Origin of the sequence: Dolichospermum flos-aquae CCAP 1403/13F (assembly GCF_012516395.1) — a bacterium.
GTDB lineage: Bacteria > Cyanobacteriota > Cyanobacteriia > Cyanobacteriales > Nostocaceae > Dolichospermum > Dolichospermum lemmermannii.
Genome location: NZ_CP051206.1, coordinates 3,268,119 through 3,287,119, shown reverse-complemented (window position 1 = coordinate 3,287,119; position 19,001 = coordinate 3,268,119). Strand labels below are relative to the sequence as shown.

Below are 19,001 nucleotides of genomic sequence, written 5' to 3'. Positions count from 1 at the left end.
AGTTGATTAACCGGGAAAATTGACTAATGGTGGTGCAGCAGGTTCAACGGTTTTCCAACCGCTATCAATGCCGTTTTCTACTTTGAGGGCATATTCAGAAGCCGCTTGGTTAGGGGCTGGGCTGGGTGTTTGACTGGCAGCTTTGCTTAACCACTGCTGATAGTTGCTAGGTGATTCCACAATGACCTTGGCTCGCATGGTGGCAAAGTATGTACCGCTATACTGAGAGTCGGTTAAATCATACGCACCGGGGCGAATGGGAGTAAATTCAAAGTCCAGGTCGTTACCAGGAATAATGTCTTGTTTGAGACGGAAAGCGGGGATAAAAAAGCCGTGAAGTACATCTTCCGAATGCAGATTTAGACGAACACGGCGATCGCTCGGTAAATGCAATTCTGTACTGGTAACATTGCTTTGGGGGTAATGAAACACCCAAGCCCACTGTTTAGCGGATACATCAATATGTTCTATATCCTCAGCTACTGCGGCTTCTGAAGCCTCATCTGGCGCAGCTTCAGCAGTTTCCATCTTCATCGGATTATGTAAGTGGATCTGGTGAGATGGTCCCTGGATACCCATTTCTTCGTAAACTTGGTAACTATAACCCGCAATCCACAACACCAACATAATTGGGATTGCTGTCCAAATTACTTCTAAAGTTACATTACCTTCAATGTGAGGCCCATCACCTAAATCTGTAGCTTTTGCCCGATGGAAACAAATAGAATAGAAAAGAGTAGCAGTTACTCCCAGGAAAATTAAAGATCCTAATGTTACCAAAAAGCTAAATAAATCATCAATCAGATGAGATTCAGCAGCCCCTTGGGGAGGAAGCCAAGAATAAGCCTGTTTACCAATCCAGAGACTAGTAAGAGTTACCGCAACTGCCCCAGTAACAATGGTCAAAAAGTTGAGAAAGTGCCGAATTTTCATAATGGTCAGTTGTTAGTTGTCAGTGGTCAGTGGTCAGTGGTCATTTGTTAATGGTCAGTTGTGAATTGTTAGACAAGAATTTTTACACCAATCACCAATCACCAATTACCAATTACCAATTACCAATCACCAATTACCCATTACCTATTACCAAATATCTGATTGATGTCTTGTCCTGCTCGTAGTAATTTATCGGCTGTATTGTGAACACCAAAATCTGCGGCTAAGTGCGCTCCTAATGTTCCATGAAAATACATCAGCAACATAATAATTACACCGACAACCAGATAAGAAATTTGCACTTCTCTCTCTTCATATTTGCCGATAACGTAACGTTGCCAACCTCTCCAAAAGGTCATACCCACCATGAGAGCCAGTAGTAATACACCACCCACACCGTGCCACATCATTGTGGGCATTGCCAGCATTCCCCAGGGACTTTTGATATCTGCTGGTGGGGCTGCTAATAACATTTCATAAAAACCTGCACCAACTGTGAAAAATGTAATCACAGATGCAGCAAAAATGTTGTACCAACCGACATCAAATAATTGAGAACGTTCAACCTTAATTCCCAAAAAATTGAATAGCCATTTTTCCAAAGGGAAGAACACACCTAAAATATCAAAGATAATGGCAATGATGAATAAACCTAATGTGAGGTGTACCAAATTAGGATGAATCGGAATGGCATAAGGTAAACCATTTGCACCCATTTGGTGACTAATTTGGTCTAATAATTCTGAGTTCATGGCAAGATTCCATCCTTTACCGCTTCCACAACAGGTACGGTATGTAAGCCATACACCCATACCAGTTCATCACCAAGATATACTTGAAAACCAACCAAGGCTGTTAATAAAACTGCCACAGCTATATAATGAAAAGGGAGTTTTTTCGGATCACGACTCCGCAAAACATAACGCCAAGCAGTAATAGCGGCAATAATACCTGAAAGTGACCAACCGATGAGAGTATGAATATTTAAAACTGATTTAGCGAGTTCGTAGGGTTTTGCTAAACCAGCCTCAAATTGACCAAAAATAATTGCCACAAAAATAGCTACAGTGGCAATACACATATTCCACCAACTCACCTCAAACAAAGTAGTTTTACCAGTTACATAACCAGCGAAATCACAAAAAACAGAAAATAGCACCATCGCAATTACAAAGTGAACCACGATAGGATGTAAAGGATCTGGATATGGTAAATTATGCTCATTCAATGAAGTGAAAAAATCCAGCATTAAATTCTCCTAGACTGATTTACTACTCCTTAGCCAAACTTAAATAATTGCTAGATACTCACTCACTGATACCAAAAAATTATTTGATAAATCTGGTGTGAGTTTGCTGCAATGTATAACCGTCAAGTGATTTCTTCATAGTCACAACAGTAATTATGGATGTAGCTAAACTAAATCACTGTGAGAAGTTGAATTTACTAGACGTAAATTTTTATGAATTGTCAAAAAAACTAAAAGCAGAACTTCTAGAATTAATCTACAGAGCCAAAAGCAGATTTTAATCTTGGCTCTATTACAATATTTTTAAATCAAAACCAAATATTTTTATGTTTATTGATGTACAATAAAAAATTATCACTTTGTGATTTAAAAAACCGAAATATATAACTTTTATAGTAGGTAGGATGAAAATGAAGCTGGATAGAATAATATTTTAAGAATAATTGAACGCAGATAAACGCAGATAAACGCAGATAAAGACGGATGAATTAATGAATTTCATGATTCTGTGCAACATTTTTTCTTTGCGTCTTTGCTCCTTAGCGCCTCTGCGCGAAACAAAAATATATTTCACTTACCTGATATCTGCATTCATACCCACCAAATCCCCAAATCCCTAATTAACCTTGATAGGGGTTATCGAGTCTATCCACAGAAACATTAACCGACAATGGTAAACGACCGGGATTTAACCGGGGTTCAGCCGCATAACCTACAGGTACTAAAACAGCAATAGCGATATCAGGATCATTCTCAGCCCCAATAATAGCTTTTACCTGTTCCTCAATCCAACCATTCATAAAGCAGGTGGATAAACCCAAACTTTCCGCTGCTAACACTAAATTTGTAGCAGCTATCATGGCATCTTTAATGGCGTATTCCCGGCGCTTGTCTCCTAACTTTTCTTGAAATTGGGGAATTGCACCTCTAAAGTAATTAACTGTCCCCTCATTCCAAGCCCCAGTGGCTGCACCTTGCTCTAAAATGGGTGTGATATCTTTTTCTCCCGCAGCAGCGTCAGCAGCAAAAACAAAGGTAACAGGCGCTTGGATAATTTGCTTTTGATTCCAAGAAGCAGCACATAACGCTGCTTTTTGAGCTTCGTCTTCAACTAAAACGATTCTCCACGATTGGACGTTAAAACTACTGGGTGCAGCTACGGTTAATTCTACCAGTTGCTTGAGCAATTCTGGGGAGATGGGGTCTGGTTTGAAGGTTTTGATGGAACGACGTTGTACTATGGCGCTGGGTACGTCTAATGCTGGGATTTGGGTGTTTGCAGTCACGCTATTCTCCTCTGTTTTATCCTATCCGCTTAGGGTAACGCTTTTTTGTACGCAGTTCGTTGGTTATTGATTAATTTTTTTTCTCACGCAGAGGCGCGGAGGCACGGAGGAGGTAAATACGGAGTTTTAATCCTTCGTAGGCAGATTTATTACAGAAATTCCCAGTGTTTTTAACTATGATTTTGCAGCAATATACTTGTCTAAGGTAGCAGATAATGTAATTTTAGGAACAGCACCAACAACTGTTTTGACTTGTCGTCCCCCTTTAAACACCATCAATGTAGGAATACTGCGAATTCCGTAATGACTAGCAACGGTGGGATTTTGATCAGTATTTAGTTTTACTACTTTTATCTGTCCTTCGTATTCCGCAGCTACTTCTTCCACTACAGGAGTCAGCATTTTACAAGGACCACACCAAGGGGCCCAAAAATCAACTAAAACAGGAGTTGTACTTTCTAATACTTCTTGCTTAAATGTGGCTTCGGTGACATTGGTAATTGATGACATAAATTGTCTGCCTAGATTTAAAGTCAATAATTCAATAATATCTAATCAATAGGCGTAAAAATATGTTGATAAGTTTAATTTTGCTAAGTTTCTTGAATTGTTAATTTTGTCCTGCGGTATCAGAATTTTGATCAGCACCACAATGATGACAATAAGGTAATTCTTTATAAGTCAAGTTATGACAGTTATGGCATTCAACATATTGATAATAACCACAGTGGGGACAGTGGCTATCTTGAGGACGAATTTTTTTAGCACACCGAATACAGCGTGATTTTTGGATTCTGTTAACTGCTTGAAGTTTGGGATTAAAGACAACGGTTTGGAAGAATTTAATCATGCCAAAACCAACTAAGGGAATTAGCAAAATATAAGCGTAACTAATGAGGAAAACTAAACCACCAAAGAAGAAACTAATGATATTAAAGAAGAATTGGAATATTGCACCAACTTGCAGAAATTCAAATACTTTTAGAATTAGGGGAATGATAAATATAACTAGCAAATGCCAGCTAATTAATGCTATTAATCCATAGCCTCTGCGTTGGCTGAAGTTATTAACTAATAAGGCAATAAGAATTAACGGGAGTAAAAAGATAGCCTGAAATACTAATTGAATGCTGGGATACCAAAATGATGCGTCTTTATAACCTTTGGTAACTTCATTAAATTTAGTTTCATCTTTGATAAAAGACAGAAAATTAATACTTTCAGGTTTTGTCAGCAGTTGATTTTGCAGATTAGCAATTTCCTGTTTTAAGGTAGAAATCTTCTGGCTATTTTGTGTTAATTCCTGTTTGGCTTTTTCTGCCCGAACCTGATTAATGGAATTACCTGAAGACTGACCAGCAATTTTTTCTAATAAGGTTGAATCATATTGCTGACGAATAGTAGCATTTGCTTGTTCAAGACGACTAATTTTATCTTGCGTCTGATTTATCGTGGTGAGAATTTTCTGATTTTGCGGATTATTCAGTTTATCTTTAGATTCACCGTAGTTCAAACATATTGGCGAAACTTTGCCTAAATGTCCAATTTCCGCGTCTTGATATGTTTGCCGGATTCTTTGCTGATTGTTACCATAAGGTAATGAACTTCGCAGAAATTCATAATCTTTATTTTTCGTAGTTTGTGTTTTATAACTATTCCATTCTGAATAACATGGATAAGCTTGAGTTGGACTAAGATGCCATTCACTAATATTATTTAAACCCGTAAAAACATTAATTAAAATAAAAATATCAACTAAAATAATGACAATCAAACTCACTTTATTTAGTGGTTCGTTGTTGACGGTTCGAGAGTTATTAAAAAACCGATTTGAAAGCCGACGGATTCGAGTAAACATATAAACAGGATTCAGAATAGTTACAACTGAAATTAATTTACCATTTTCTGGTTACTTTGGTAGTTTTTTTGTTAAGTTTTATATACTTATTAAGTAGTTAGTTCTATCTTTGGTGAGTCAGTTAAATATTTTTGGCTCACGCAGAGGCGCAGAGGCGCGAAGGAAGAGAGAAGAAAATGAAACCGACGGATTTAGATCCCCGACTTTTTTGAATGATCTTTATTATTTACAAAAAATTTAATTAAGAAGTCGGGGATCTTTTTTACCTGCTTAACTTATATTCATTATTTGGTCATGTTTCTGATTTTTTCTATAGTATCTTGATAGTCTGTTTCTTTACCTTCTTTTTTATATATATTTGCGGCTGTTTGAAAATCTTTAATTGCAGCCTGCTTATCTCCTAATTCAGAATGGGCATTTCCTCGGTTGAAGTAAGCTAAGGCAAAGTTAGGATCAATCTTGATAGCCTGAGTGTAATCCTCAATTTCACCCTGCTTATCTCCTAAATCAAAACGGGCAACTCCTCGGTTGAAGTAAGCATTTACATAATTGGGATCAATATTGATAGCCTCAGTGTAATCATCAATTGCACCCTGCTTATCCCCTAAATGATAACGGGCAATTCCTCGGTTGAAGTAAGCATTTACATAATTGGGATCAATATTGATAGCCTGAGTGTAATCCTCAATTGCACCCTGCTTATCTCCTAAATCATCACGGATAACTCCTCGGTTTAAGTAAGCTTTGAAATAGTTAGGATCAATATTGATAGCCTGAGTGTAATCATCAATTGCACCCTGATTATCTCCTAAATAATAATGGGCGAGACCTCGGTTTAAGTAAGCATTTACATAGTTAGGATCAATATTGATAGCCTGAGTGTAATCATCAATTGCACCCTGCTTATCTCCTAAAGCAGAACGGACAATTCCTCGGTTGAAGTAAGCATCTTCATTATTTGGTTTCAGTTGCAATACTTGAGTATAATAACCAAAAGCATCTTGATAATCTTCTTTTTTAAGACACTCATAACCCAAGCGCATATATTCGTCAGCTTCAGAAGATGTCAAACTTTCTAAATAGCTGCGTAAACCTCCAGAATAAAGCAATTCATCTATTCCCACCAAGGCTTTACTAGTAGCGAATTTAATCATATTTGTTGGTAAAAATCCCGCCAAAATCAGATTGTATTCAGCCTGAGCTTCGCTAACTTCCTCTTGAATTAAAATACAAACTAGAACAGCATTTTTTTCAATTTCTTCTCGACTAATTGACCATTGAATTTTATCAAAATTGCCATTACGGGCTTTAACCTGAATACCAATTGATGAGTCAGAAGTTAAGGTAAAATCAACTTTTCCATCACCACCAACGCGCTTTTCATAGTCAACTTCCGTGACAAAATCAGCTAAACGGGATTTAACAACTTCCTCACCTAACTTCCCCTTCATATTGTTAATAAAGTAATTTTTTGGGTCGGTTGGTTTATACTTTTTTACCATGTCCCAGCAAAAATCCCGTAATTGGTCTAATCTTTGACCAGAAATGACAGTTAATTCACTATGCTGGCCTTTTTCGTCACAACGGAGTAATTTAGCAGATTTAAGTCTTTGAATAAAATCAGTCTGTTGTGCCTTGAGTGGTGTTGTCCAGTCCATATTGGTTTAAATTTGCTCTACTGTGACAAGGTATATAATTTCATTATTCCCCATCAAGAGGCAAAAATTCCATCTCTAAAACTCTTCCTTTGCGCCTGGAGCGTCTCTGCGTGAGACCATTGGTGTCAACTTAACGTAAAACCCATAGCCCGCCTGGGAATTAATTCCCAGTCTAATAGCAAAAGTCATCTGAAGATGACTAAGAATTGTCTAAATCCTCAGTTTACTTTAGTAAACTTTAGCTATTAGCCCGGAAATTCATTTCTGGGCGGGTGTGGAAGCCAAACAAATAAGGTAACTAATGGCGCGAAACAAATTCCTACTTTGATTCCTGCGCTTCCGTAGGCTGGGTAATAGCTTGACAATACCCAATCAGAGTATCAATACGCTCCTCAATAGTTTTCAACCTAGCTTGTAATGTTGTTAATTGCTTTGCCCCTTGGAGAAACATCATATCTACTTCCAAGAGTCGTAACTGCTTATTTATTTCCGTTTTATAGGATTGCTCCCGCGAATTAGCATCAACCAACGGGACAATTTGCTGCACAAAAAATTCCTGCAACTGGGCTACATTCTGCTTTAATTTCTGTAAATTAAGTTTACCTGCCGTTACATTAGCTCGAAACTCATCTAGAAATGTTGCCAATTCCTGATATTTATCACAATTAAAAGACATCTGTTGCTAGTTAAGATAGTATTAATGTCAAGAAAATTTTCTTATATCCCCAAACTTTCCCTTCTTCCTGTTCAAAACCACAAGTCTCAAATCTTACTTTGAGGCTTGATTTGCCGTCAATAGGTTTTTTATTATGTTTGAACAAAACCTGCAATGGATGATGATTACAAACAATTAGCGCATCATCTCTAAGCCTCCAGGCAACAGCATCTATTTTATAGGCGTGCTGTCAATTTTGCTTTTCTCTTAACCTATCCACCAATTACCTTTTTATTTTATGAGTAGTGTAGCTGTCAAACCCCCTGTTGATGTCATTCTCCCAGATTGGCTTAACAAATGTTTAATTGCACCACCAGCACCGATACTTACGGAGGAAGAAGACCGAACGTATAACGGTAATGCCTTAATTTGTCGGGCTTTTCAGTTTGCATATGAACTGCATGGGGGTCAAATTCGGAAATCAGGAGAACCGTATATTGCCCATCCTGTTGCTGTAGCGGAAATACTCCGTGAATTAGGTGGTAGTCCGGCTATGATAGCAGCCGGCTTACTTCATGATGTAGTCGAAGATACAGAAGTTACAAGTGAAGATATAGAAGCCCGGTTTGGAGCAGAAGTGCGGCTATTGGTAGAAGGTGTTACCAAACTGTCGAAAATAAATTTTACTAGCAAAACCGAAAGTCAAGCGGAAAATTTCCGGCGAATGTTTTTGGCTATGGCGCAAGATATTCGCGTAATTGTGGTAAAACTGGCAGACCGTTTGCATAATATGCGAACCCTTCAATATATGTCCGAAGCTAGTCGTCAACGCAGCGCCCAGGAAACACGAGATATTTTCGCACCTTTGGCGAATCGCTTAGGGATTTGGCAAATTAAATGGGAATTAGAAGATTTAGCATTTAAATATTTAGAACCAGAAGCTTATCGAGAAACTCAGCAATGTGTCGCGGAAAAACGCACGGCACGGGAAGAAAAATTACTCAAAGCTACGGATACTTTGCGCCGTCGGTTACTCAAAGCTGGTGTTAATTGTCTGGAAATTAGTGGTCGTCCTAAACACCTTTATAGCATTTATCAAAAAATGCAGCGGCAGCAAAAGGAATTTCATGAAATTTACGATTTGGCAGCACTGCGAATTATTGTTCAAACCAATGAAGAATGTTATCGGGCTTTGGCAGTGGTTCATGATTCTTTTCGTCCCATTCCTGGTAGATTTAAAGATTACATTGGCTTGCCTAAACCAAACCATTATCAGTCTTTGCATACCGGAGTAATTGGCTTGACTGGCCGCCCGTTGGAAGTACAAATTCGGACTTTGGAAATGCACCATATCGCGGAATATGGTATTGCTGCCCATTGGAAGTATAAGGAAACTGGGGGTTCTGAAAATACTCCTGTGACCAGCACTGATGAAAAATTTACTTGGTTACGGCAGTTGCTAGATTGGCAAAGTGATTTAAAGGATGCTCAGGAATACTTAGATAGTGTTAAAGACAATCTATTTGAAGATGACGTTTATGTCTTCACCCCAAAGGGGGATGTTGTTCCTTTAAGTCCCGGTTCTACAAGTATAGATTTTGCCTATCGGATTCATACGGAAGTCGGAAATCACTGTGCGGGGGCGCGAGTCAATGGGCGAATTGTTCCTTTATCCACGCGTCTGCATAATGGCGATATTGTGGATATTATTACCCAAAAGAATTGTCATCCCAGCTTAGATTGGTTAAATTTTGTTAGCACTTCGGCTGCGAAGTATAGAATTAAACAATGGTACAAGCGATCGCGCCGGGAAGAAAATGTTGCTAGGGGACGGGATTTATTAGAGAAGGAATTGGGGAAAACTGGTTTTGAGAATTTGCTCAAATCAGACGCTATGCAAACTGTGGCAGAAAAATGTAATTATCACAGTGTGGAAGATTTACTCGCCGGTTTGGGTTATGGGGAAATTACCTCAAACTTAGCACTGAACCGGTGGCGGGAAGTTGTCAAAGCTAGACAACCTGTAAGTGATGTTGTTCCATTTATTCCCAAAGAACCAACGCCAAAAACTTCACGGGATATGTTAACCACTAGTTCCCGTGCTAGTGATTCCCCAATTATTGGTATGGAGGGTTTGGTTCATCATATCGCTGGCTGTTGTACTCCCATTCCTGGGGAAGCGATTGTGGGTGTGGTGACGCGAGTCAGAGGAATTTCTATCCATCGCCAAGGCTGTCATAATGTAGATCCTGTTGAGTATGAGCGTTTAGTCCCAGTCCGCTGGAATTTAGCTATGGAAAACCGCAGTCGTACTCATACTTATCCTATTAATATACAAATTGAGGCTATGGATAGGGTGGGAGTATTAAAAGATGTTTTGTCACGTTTGAGTGACCAGGGGATTAATGTCCGTCATGCTCAAGTGAAAACTTCTTTGGGACAACCCGCTTTGATGAATTTGGGTATTGATGTCCGCGATTGTTCTCAGTTGGAACATTTATTTGTGCAACTCAAGAAAATGAGTGATATTCTCAATATTCGTCGGGTTTGTGAGGTTGAGGACTGCGGTTAGTGGGGTTTACAGCTATTTTCAATTTTGTTTCGCGCAAAGGCGCTAAGGAGCAAAGGCGCAAAGGAAGAAGATAGCTGTAATTTAAAGGTTTTAGACGATTTCATTTAAGGTTTGCAGAAGTTGATCAATTTCTGCGGCTGTGTTGTAGTGGGCTAGTCCTATGCGTAATAAGCCACCTGATGTTTCTACGTCTAGTTTTTCGGTGAGGTTAACTGCGTAGAAGTTGCCGTACCAAGCAAATATTCCCTGTTCTCCTAATATTTTGGCGATTGTTTCTGGTGTTTTTCCTTCTATGCGAATAGAGACGGTTGGTGTCCGCCATGTAAATTGGCTGGGTTCGGTAATACCATAAAGGCTTAAACCGGGGATTTTTAATAATCCGGAAATTAGCTTTTTGCTTAATTCTCTTTCATATTGTTGAATGGCTGACATTGCTGCTATTAAAGCTGCTCGCCGACTATGATAAGCTGATACTAATTCATGATTCTCTTGTTCTGGTGCAGTCAAAAATCGAGGACAATGGAAGGTAGTTAAACCTTCTCTGTCGGCTTCTATTAAGGAGGAAAGTAATTCATTGTCTAGAGTTGGGGAAACATGACAACCTAATTTTGTTAAATAATTAATTGCTGCTACTAATCCGGCTAAACCTTCATGATTTAATGTTCCTGTTTCCCATCTGGAAGGGACTTCTTCTGATGCGGGTTTAACTTTATAGGGGGAAAATTTGCTTAAATGTTCTCTTTTTCCGTAGAGGATTCCTAAATGGGGGGCAAAGAATTTATAGGCGGAACAGGCGAGAAAATCACAGTCTAAATGATGAACATTTATCGGTGCATGGGGGGCATAATGAACGGCATCAACATATACTAAAGCCCCGAATTTATGGGCGAGTTTGACTATTTTAGCAATATCATTAATTGTGCCAACGGCGTTGGAAGCGTAAGTTACTGCTACTAGTTTGGTGCGGGAATTTATCTTTTTTTCTAAATCGTTTAAATCTAAAGTACAGTCGGCGATATTAATATCAACAGTCCGAATAATGACACCTTTTTCTTCTAAAGCATACCAGGGAGAAATATTGGCAGCATGGTCTAAGTCTGTAACAATTATTTCATCACCTGGTTGTAATTCTCTACCAATAGCGCGACTCACAGAGAAGGTGAGAGTGGTCATATTTGCGCCAAATACTACTTCATCATTATCGCATCCTAGGAAATCAGCGATCGCTGACCTGGCAGAAATAATCAAGGCATCGGTTCGCATACTGGTAGTAAAAGCACCGTGAGCATTGGCATTTGATCTAACTAAATAATCACTAATTGCGTCTAATACTCCACCGGGTACTTGTGTGCCACCGGGTCCATCAAAGAAAATTGCTGGTTTTCCGTTGATTGTTTGTGTGAGTGCGGGAAACTGGGAACGAATCCATTTTATGTCTAAAGATTCCATGATTTTTCCTCTTTTTTATGATTTTTGTTTCGCGCAGAGACGCTAAGGAGCAAAGACGCAAAGGAAATACAATAACTCATATTCTAGTCTAAGATTCAATTTTGTTGTCTAGGAAAAGCAACATTATTTAAAAGGTTAATAGGGTTGATATTTTTTAGTAATTGCATTTGTTGTTGATTTTTAACTAATAATGCCCCCGCAAATCCTAGTGAGTTGACAGAAATTTTCTCAAATTCTTCTTGTTTGCGGGGGATAATTAACATCCATTCTCGCGTAAATAAAAGATTATATGCTCCTGATTGCATATTATTTTCTAGAGGTTTGATTCCCACAGTTCGCAATAAAGTATGATATTTTTCTAAGGTTACTTCTGCACTTTCTCCCATTTTAAGAGTAGTGAAAGCGTGTAAAAAGGGAAATTCTGGAATAGTTCCCAGATCATTTTCTAATTTTGCTGTTTTCAAAAGTGGTGAAATGGGAATATCTGTTTCTGTAAAAGGAACAATTTGCAAATGTTTATGTGGTTGACTCGCACCGGCAAGTTTACCACCATTATAAAATACTAACCCATTAAATTCTGCTAAACAAGCCCATACTGCTGTTAAGTCTTCTAGGGTAAGTAGGCTTTCCTGTGGTTCAAAAGCGCGGGTGATTATTAATAAGTGATAATCAACAACATTGAATTTATTTAAAATACAAACATGAGTATTAGAGATATCTGTGACAAATAAATCTTCTTCGTAGGGTAAAAAAGGATTAAATTCTTTACCAGTTTTAGTCGCTTCTTGATCTTTTTTAGCCTTATCAGCGTTTTTGCGGTTGATATTTTCTAAAATTCTGATAACAAACTTGATTCCATCTTTTTCAAAAATTTCCAACTCTGTAGGAATAGATTTTAAAGCTCCAGATTTTAAAGCTAGTTCGGTGGTTTTTTTAAGACTTGTCCATAATGTACCGGGTTTCAGTCGAATTTCTTGCTGGTGCATATTTTATAGGAGATAACTAACAATTTTATATCATAAATTGGTTGGGTAAAATTAATAATTTTTGGTAATATTGGATTTCTATATAGTATAATTAAAATCAGCAAATTATCACCATTCAAGAGGTGAATCATGGTTCAAACGTTAACCAAATCAGTCAGCTTTGAGGAGTTTATCCAATCCTATCCAGAAACAGGATCACGTTATGAATTACACAATGGAGAAATTGTAGAAATGAACCCACCAGTAGGAGATCATGAATTCGTAATTGGTTTTTTAGCCCGTAAGATATCAGGAGAATTAGATAGACTTAATCTTTCTTACCTTATACCTAAAACAACATTAATCAAAACACCAAAATCTGAATCTGCCTATTCACCTGATATTTTATTACTCAATCCTGCTAACTTACCTAATGAACCTTTGTGGAAAAAAGAATCAACCATTACTCAAGCTGCTTCAGTTCCTTTAGTGATAGAAATTGTTAGCAGTAATTGGCAAACAGATTATACTCATAAAACCAATGATTATGAATCAATGGGTATTTCTGAATATTGGATAGTTGATTATGGTGCTTTCGGTGGTAAAAGATTTATTGGTAATCCTAAACAACCGACTATTTCTATTTATTCTTTAGTTGATGATGAATACATAGTTAATCAATTTAGAGGTAATGATTTAATTATATCGCCATTATTTCCAGAACTCAAATTAACACTTTCACAAATTTTACAAAATATATAAATACTGTAAGCGTCAGATCCCCGACTTGTTTAAGAAGCCGGGTATCTGATCTGATCTAAGAACAATATAAAGTATCTCTTGTATCCCTTCCTGTCACGGGATTAGTACCTTTTGCCACCATACATAGTTTCTTTTGTTCATCTCGACGCAGTAGTACATCGGTAAAATCTGCACCATCTATTATAGCACCATCAAATTTGGCACTAGCTGCAAATGCTCCTTCTAAAATGGCGTTGGTTAAATCGGCTTTAATCAATCGCGCTGAATCTAATGTAGTATTAGTTAGGTTTGCTCCCTGTAAATTTGCTGATTCTAAATTGGCGGCGAAGAAACTCACACCACTTAAATTAGAGTTACTAAAATTACTGTACCGAAGATTTGCTTTAGTAAAACTAGAATCTGTTAAATCACGTCCAGAAAAATCAGCACTGATCAGAATTTCTTTGTTATATTCCAGTGCTACAGCAGTAGGGACAAAACTTGCTAAAGCTGTGGTGGAAATGATTGCCCAAAGTAATAAACTGAGTATGCTTATCCAATTGCGATGTTTAGTATTCATGGTATTGTTAATTAATGGCTAATCCTTCTCCATTTAATTATGCAGATATTGGTAACATAGGTGAAGACCTGGTAGCCAAATGGTTACAATCTACAGGTTGGGAAGTTTTGCAGCGTCGCTTTTGGTGTCCTTGGGGAGAAATTGATATTATCGCTCAATATCAAGACTCAATTGTAGCATTTGTTGAAGTGAAAACCCGCAGTTCTGGTAATTGGGATGAAGGGGGAAAAAATGCCATTACTCCCCAAAAACAAGCAAAAATTTGGCGGACGGCGGAAATATTTTTAGCTGAATATCCACAAAAAGCTGATTATGCTTGTCGCTTTGATGTAGCACTGGTTCACTATCAACCAGAAACTAGAAAAATTATTGGGGACAAATTTTTAGAGCGTTTATCTATATCTGGATATGAGTTTAAACTGCAACAATACATTGAGGCAGCTTTTGATAAATAATAAATGCTATGGCGAAATTATTTTTACTTTGCGATACTTAATTTAGAACTGTTTAAGCGAGTGTTTCTGGACAATATCCTAAACCTCGAACAAACTGTTGTCTAAATGCTTCAATTTCTTCCCTTTCCGGGCTACCATGAGAAACAACTGCTACTTGGTAACGACGCATTACGTCTACGGGTGTTTGTCCGGCTTCTAAACTCCAAAACGCCATTTGCACTCTCATTGGTGGTTGATAGCTAATTCCCAATTCACTCAAGAAAGCTCGAAAATCGCCGTCTTGTTGATCTGAGACTGTTTCTTTGAATTTAATTCTGACTACCCAACCATCAATTTGATGAATCACGCTCACAAAGGATAGGGGAAGTTGTGGTCTACCATGTAGGTATTGAACGATTCTCAGGGTGAGGGTGGCATTGCCTAGATAGTATAAGTATTCCATCATCATGTTATGGGATTAAAATTAGTTCTACCTATCTATCTTCGTTAATGGGGTGGAGTTCCCGGTAGGGTAAAAGCACCCGTTCTTTTATGGGGAGATTTACCCAATCTGGGCAGGAGGCAGAAGGCAGGGGGCAGGGAGAAATAATTTTCCCAATTACCAATTACTCAATTACTCAATTACTCAATTAATATGAAGCAAAAAATACTACAAGCAGAATCACAAGATATCAATTTAGATTGTTCGTTGTCTGGTTATGAATACGAACTTCCACCGGGACGAATTGCCCAAAACCCTGCTGTTCCTAGAGATAGTTCTAAGTTATTGGTGGTAAATTCTCCTGAAACCGCTAAGACTATACCACCACTACATCACATTTTCCGTAATTTGCCGGAACTGTTAAAGCCGGGAGATTTGCTAGTGATGAATAATACTAAAGTTATTCCCGCTCGGTTGTATGGCTATACGTCTACGAGTGGGAGTGTGGAGGTGTTACTGGTAGAGGAACGGCGACATAATTGCTGGTTGGCTTTGGTGAAGCCAGGAAAGCGGTTTAAGATAGGCAATGAGATTATTTTTACATCGGGGGAACAGGGAAATAAACAAACATTAAAGGCAACAGTGGTTGAGTCAGATTCGGAAACTGGGGGGCGATTATTACAGTTTGATTTACCGGAGCAAGTTCCTTTATTGCAGGTGTTGGGGACATTTGGACAAATTCCTCTACCACCTTATATCACGGCTTCTACGGCTGCTGATGAACAGTATCAGACAGTGTATGCGGCTGAAGAAGGAGCGATCGCAGCCCCAACAGCAGGATTACATTTTACACCGGAATTACTAGAAAAATTGCGTAGTTGTGGCATTAATCAGGCTTTTATTACTCTTCATGTGGGTATCGGTACTTTTCGCCCAGTAGAAGTAAAAGATGTTACTACCCATGCTATGCACGAAGAATGGATTGAAGTTCCTGCTGATACCGTTGACCAAATTCGGGCTACTCAGGCTGCTGGGGGGCGAATTATTGCGGTGGGAACAACAGCGGTAAGGGCTTTGGAGGGTGCAGCACAATTGGGAGATTTACAGCCATTTGTGGGGAAGACAAATTTATTTATTTATCCTGGGTATAAATGGCAGGTTGTGGAGGGTTTAATCACCAATTTCCATTTACCCCGTTCTAGTTTATTGATGCTCGTTAGTGCTTTGATTGGTAGAGAAAGATTGTTGGATCTTTATCAAGAAGCAATTACTTCTGAATACCGCTTTTATTCTTTTGGTGATGCCATGCTGATATTACCATAAGGGAAAAGCATTAAATTATGAATTTTTGATGAAGTAATGGATCATCTAATTTAGATTAGATTCAGTATGACTTTTTACTTTTCGTTACATATTACTCTTCGAGAAGCCGCGGAGCGTCTACGGTTTTTTTCCGTTCACCTACTTAATTGAACAAATTATTATTCCCTGTTCCCTGTTCCCTATTCCCTATTCCCTATTCCCTGTTCCCTGTTCCCTGTTCCCTGTTCCCTATATTGGTAAACGATTTATATCTTTATTGCAACCAATTACTACCATTGCAGAACCTTTTTCTAAACGTTTAGTTGGTTCGGGATTAATGATAAATTTACTATCATGACTGACAGCTAACATATTTAAACCATAGCGGTTACGAAGTTGAAGTTCAGCAATGGTTTTTCCATGAAATTCATCAGGAACAATTAATTCAACAATACTATTATCTGGGTCAAGATCAAATCTTTCTAAAATTCCCGGTTTAGTAAGTGTGCGTGCTAAAGCACAACCAGCTTCGTATTCAGGAAATACTACATGATCTGCTCCTACTCGGTTTAATAATTTGCGGTGAACTTCGCTAGAGGCTTTTGCCACCACGTGAGGTACACCACCTTCTTTCACATTTAAAGTAGTAATAATACTTTCCTGAACGTAATTACCAATTGCGACAATTACGGTATCAAATTCAAAAATTCCAGCTTCTTTCAGGGCTGCTGGTTCGGTTGAATCAAGTTGTAAAGCATGACCAACTATTTCTTCATTTAAGGCTTCGGAAACCCGTTTTTCATCAACATCTGTAGCTAACACTTGATAACCTAAATTATGCAGTGTTGAACAAACGGAACGACCAAAACGACCTAACCCAATTACAGCAAATTGGTGGTTATCTTTACGTAAACTGCGAAGAAATTTTAATGATGAAAGATTCATAATTGGTGATTGGTAATTGGTAATTGGTACACTAAATACGGAATGAATAATCCCTGTCCATAATGTAGTTGATTTTGATACTACTAAGTAAACCACCTAAATTAGCTATGCAAATAACTAACAGCGAAATCAAAGCTATGCGGGAATTAATGCCTGATTATACCCCCGGACTGGAAGCAATGGATCATTTAGAAAAGCACAATGGCGACATGGAAACGGCTTTTCAAGATTTATGGCAAGAAAAAAATGGTCAAGCTATGATGGGGGGAGATAAATCACTTTTACAAATCACCCTCAAAGCCTTGCGAAATGAACTTTGTGGCGATGATGGGTTTCGTGGTCAACTCAAAGAATACACCAGAAATCCGGGCAGTTCTCCTTTACTCACTGGTGTTATAGTTTCCTTAGTGGGTTTAGCTTCATCCAGTGGTTTACCTCTTGATCCTGCCATTGCGACCGTTATAGTTTTATATATCCTCAAAATAGGGGTAAATATCTTTTGTGATTACACCGAACCACCGACTGCTAGTGGTGGAACTTTACCCCCAGCCAAATAGTTTATGATGTAGGGGCGGGTTTTCCCGTCCTCTGCTGATTGTGTCAATTAATTCTTGGAGGTATAGCAAATGGTAATGCAGCGGTCACAAACTAACCCAACTTCTCAAATTCTACCATTAGAAAATGGCGATCGCTTATCACGCCATGAATTTGAACGTCGTTATACTGAAAGTCTCGATATTAAAAAAGCTGAATTAATCGAAGGAGTAGTTTACGTGGCTTCACCTTTACGCTTTCAACGTCATGCAGAACCCCATGCTAAATTGATGATTTGGTTAGGAAATTATCAAATTTATACCCCCGGAATTAAATTAGGAATAGAACCCACTATTAGATTAGATCAAGATAATGAACCTCAACCCGATGGAGTTTTATTAATTGATGAAAGTTTGGGTGGAAAATCTCGAATTACCGATGATGATTATATTGAAGGCGCACCGGAATTAGTCGCGGAAATTGCCGCCAGCAGTGCAGCTTATGATTTATATGATAAGAAAAAAGCCTATAAACGGAACGGCATTCAAGAATATCTTGTTTGGCAGAGTTTAGAAAATAAATTAGATTGGTTTGGGTTACATGACAGTGAATATATATTACTGCAACCTGATACAGAGGGCATTATTAAAAGTCAAGTTATGCCGGGATTATGGTTATCTGTAACGGCATTATTAGCAGGAGATATGGTTAAAGTTTTAGAAGTATTGCAAACAGGATTAAATTCACCAGAACACACGGAATTTTTACGGCGTTTATCAGGTTGATGATATAATTTAAGTAGGATTTTGATTTTCAGATTACAATTTAATCAGAGAAATAGGCTTATTAGACAAAACAAATGATAACAGACTACATTCAATCAGCCTTAAAACGCGCTAAATATGAACTTTTAGAAGATGGTACTTTTTACGCTGAAGTCCCTGAATTACAAGGTTTATATGCCAATGCACCTACACTGGAAAATTGTCGGGAAGAATTAAAACAATCTTTAGAAGAATGGATTGTTTTAGGATTGCAGTTAGGACATAATATACCTGAGTTAGATGGTATTTACCTTGCTTTGAAAAAGGATGTAGCTTGATGCCAAGCTTTGCACCTATTAGTCGCCGGGATTTAATTTATTACCTGAAACAAATTGGCTTTGATGGTCCATATTCAGGGACAAGACATCAATTTATGGTTAGAGATGATGTGAGGTTAATAATTCCTAATCCCCATGAAGGAGATATTAGCAAAAGCTTATTAGCAAAGATATTAAAACAAGCTCAAATCAGTAGAAATGAATGGGAAGTGCTTTAAAAATTTATTATTTTTCTATTTAACGCAAAACCTTTAACCCGTCTGGGAATGAATTCCCAGTCTCATAGCAAAAGTCAT

At 38.1% G+C, this 19,001-nt stretch carries 21 protein-coding genes; 8 read left to right on the top strand and 13 right to left on the bottom strand.

Annotated features, from left to right (window positions below):
• Positions 1-6 precede the first annotated feature (6 nt).
• The 8 genes from HGD76_RS15945 to patD form a co-directional block, all read right to left on the bottom strand.
• Positions 7-933, bottom strand: coding sequence for a cytochrome c oxidase subunit II (locus tag HGD76_RS15945; RefSeq protein ID WP_168696360.1), 927 nt, complete (start codon positions 931-933; stop codon positions 7-9).
• Between the two features lie 140 nt (positions 934-1,073).
• Positions 1,074-1,685 carry a DUF2231 domain-containing protein gene (locus tag HGD76_RS15940; protein ID WP_168696359.1) on the bottom strand — a complete coding sequence of 204 codons (612 nt, stop codon included), beginning with the start codon at positions 1,683-1,685 and terminating at the stop codon, positions 1,074-1,076.
• On the bottom strand, positions 1,682-2,182 hold the full coding sequence (locus tag HGD76_RS15935) for a DUF2231 domain-containing protein (protein WP_148761008.1): 501 nt from the start codon (positions 2,180-2,182) through the stop codon (positions 1,682-1,684). Before HGD76_RS15935 ends, HGD76_RS15940 begins: the two co-directional genes overlap by 4 nt.
• A gap of 620 nt (positions 2,183-2,802) precedes the next feature.
• A complete protein-coding gene (locus HGD76_RS15930; RefSeq protein WP_168696358.1) occupies positions 2,803-3,468 on the bottom strand; it encodes a nitroreductase family protein in 666 nt (221 codons plus the stop codon).
• Positions 3,469-3,642: 174 nt separating this feature from the next.
• A complete protein-coding gene (trxA, locus tag HGD76_RS15925; protein ID WP_168696357.1) occupies positions 3,643-3,978 on the bottom strand; it encodes a thioredoxin in 336 nt (111 codons plus the stop codon).
• A gap of 100 nt (positions 3,979-4,078) precedes the next feature.
• Positions 4,079-5,326, bottom strand: a complete 1,248-nt coding sequence (locus HGD76_RS15920; protein WP_168696356.1) for a hypothetical protein — start codon at positions 5,324-5,326, stop codon at positions 4,079-4,081.
• Between the two features lie 284 nt (positions 5,327-5,610).
• A complete protein-coding gene (locus tag HGD76_RS15915; protein WP_168696355.1) occupies positions 5,611-6,984 on the bottom strand; it encodes a tetratricopeptide repeat protein in 1,374 nt (457 codons plus the stop codon).
• Between the two features lie 319 nt (positions 6,985-7,303).
• Entirely contained in the window at positions 7,304-7,660 is a 357-nt protein-coding gene (patD, locus tag HGD76_RS15910) for a heterocyst frequency control protein PatD (RefSeq protein ID WP_168696354.1), read from the bottom strand.
• A 277-nt stretch (positions 7,661-7,937) separates the two neighbouring features.
• Here patD and HGD76_RS15905 point away from each other — a divergent pair, with 277 nt between their 5' ends.
• On the top strand, positions 7,938-10,211 hold the full coding sequence (locus tag HGD76_RS15905; RefSeq protein ID WP_168696353.1) for a RelA/SpoT family protein: 2,274 nt from the start codon (positions 7,938-7,940) through the stop codon (positions 10,209-10,211).
• 90 nt (positions 10,212-10,301) lie between these two features.
• On the opposite strand, the gene HGD76_RS15900 is transcribed toward HGD76_RS15905, so the two are convergent.
• Both HGD76_RS15900 and HGD76_RS15895 read right to left on the bottom strand, forming a co-directional pair.
• Complete coding sequence (locus HGD76_RS15900; protein WP_174783160.1) at positions 10,302-11,660, bottom strand: cysteine desulfurase-like protein; 1,359 nt, start codon at positions 11,658-11,660, stop codon at positions 10,302-10,304.
• A 95-nt stretch (positions 11,661-11,755) separates the two neighbouring features.
• Positions 11,756-12,646 (bottom strand): ATP adenylyltransferase family protein, encoded by an 891-nt coding sequence (locus HGD76_RS15895; protein ID WP_015083645.1) that lies wholly within the window; start codon positions 12,644-12,646, stop codon positions 11,756-11,758.
• Between the two features lie 129 nt (positions 12,647-12,775).
• On the opposite strand from HGD76_RS15895, the gene HGD76_RS15890 reads away from it, so the two are divergent.
• Positions 12,776-13,387: a Uma2 family endonuclease gene (locus tag HGD76_RS15890; RefSeq protein ID WP_015083646.1), complete on the top strand. Its 612-nt coding sequence runs from the start codon at positions 12,776-12,778 to the stop codon at positions 13,385-13,387.
• Between the two features lie 55 nt (positions 13,388-13,442).
• Here HGD76_RS15890 and HGD76_RS15885 read toward each other — a convergent pair whose 3' ends face one another.
• Positions 13,443-13,946 (bottom strand): pentapeptide repeat-containing protein, encoded by a 504-nt coding sequence (locus HGD76_RS15885; protein WP_168696352.1) that lies wholly within the window; start codon positions 13,944-13,946, stop codon positions 13,443-13,445.
• Between the two features lie 14 nt (positions 13,947-13,960).
• Here HGD76_RS15885 and HGD76_RS15880 point away from each other — a divergent pair, with 14 nt between their 5' ends.
• A complete protein-coding gene (locus HGD76_RS15880) occupies positions 13,961-14,401 on the top strand; it encodes a YraN family protein (protein WP_015083648.1) in 441 nt (146 codons plus the stop codon).
• Positions 14,402-14,453: 52 nt separating this feature from the next.
• Here HGD76_RS15880 and HGD76_RS15875 read toward each other — a convergent pair whose 3' ends face one another.
• Positions 14,454-14,843 carry a hypothetical protein gene (locus HGD76_RS15875; RefSeq protein ID WP_015083649.1) on the bottom strand — a complete coding sequence of 130 codons (390 nt, stop codon included), beginning with the start codon at positions 14,841-14,843 and terminating at the stop codon, positions 14,454-14,456.
• A 192-nt stretch (positions 14,844-15,035) separates the two neighbouring features.
• Here HGD76_RS15875 and queA point away from each other — a divergent pair, with 192 nt between their 5' ends.
• On the top strand, positions 15,036-16,145 hold the full coding sequence (gene queA / locus HGD76_RS15870; RefSeq protein WP_168696351.1) for a tRNA preQ1(34) S-adenosylmethionine ribosyltransferase-isomerase QueA: 1,110 nt from the start codon (positions 15,036-15,038) through the stop codon (positions 16,143-16,145).
• A 228-nt stretch (positions 16,146-16,373) separates the two neighbouring features.
• On the opposite strand, the gene HGD76_RS15865 is transcribed toward queA, so the two are convergent.
• On the bottom strand, positions 16,374-17,069 hold the full coding sequence (locus HGD76_RS15865) for a potassium channel family protein (protein WP_168697468.1): 696 nt from the start codon (positions 17,067-17,069) through the stop codon (positions 16,374-16,376).
• Positions 17,070-17,176: 107 nt separating this feature from the next.
• On the opposite strand from HGD76_RS15865, the gene HGD76_RS15860 reads away from it, so the two are divergent.
• The 4 genes from HGD76_RS15860 to HGD76_RS15845 all read left to right on the top strand — a co-directional run bounded on the left by HGD76_RS15860 (position 17,177) and on the right by HGD76_RS15845 (position 18,923).
• Positions 17,177-17,626, top strand: a complete 450-nt coding sequence (locus tag HGD76_RS15860; protein ID WP_168696350.1) for a hypothetical protein — start codon at positions 17,177-17,179, stop codon at positions 17,624-17,626.
• Positions 17,627-17,695: 69 nt separating this feature from the next.
• Complete coding sequence (locus HGD76_RS15855; RefSeq protein WP_168696349.1) at positions 17,696-18,388, top strand: Uma2 family endonuclease; 693 nt, start codon at positions 17,696-17,698, stop codon at positions 18,386-18,388.
• A gap of 74 nt (positions 18,389-18,462) precedes the next feature.
• Positions 18,463-18,705, top strand: a complete 243-nt coding sequence (locus HGD76_RS15850; protein WP_015083654.1) for a type II toxin-antitoxin system HicB family antitoxin — start codon at positions 18,463-18,465, stop codon at positions 18,703-18,705.
• A complete protein-coding gene (locus tag HGD76_RS15845) occupies positions 18,705-18,923 on the top strand; it encodes a type II toxin-antitoxin system HicA family toxin (RefSeq protein WP_168696348.1) in 219 nt (72 codons plus the stop codon). Before HGD76_RS15850 ends, HGD76_RS15845 begins: the two co-directional genes overlap by 1 nt.
• The last annotated feature ends 78 nt before the right edge of the window (positions 18,924-19,001 follow it).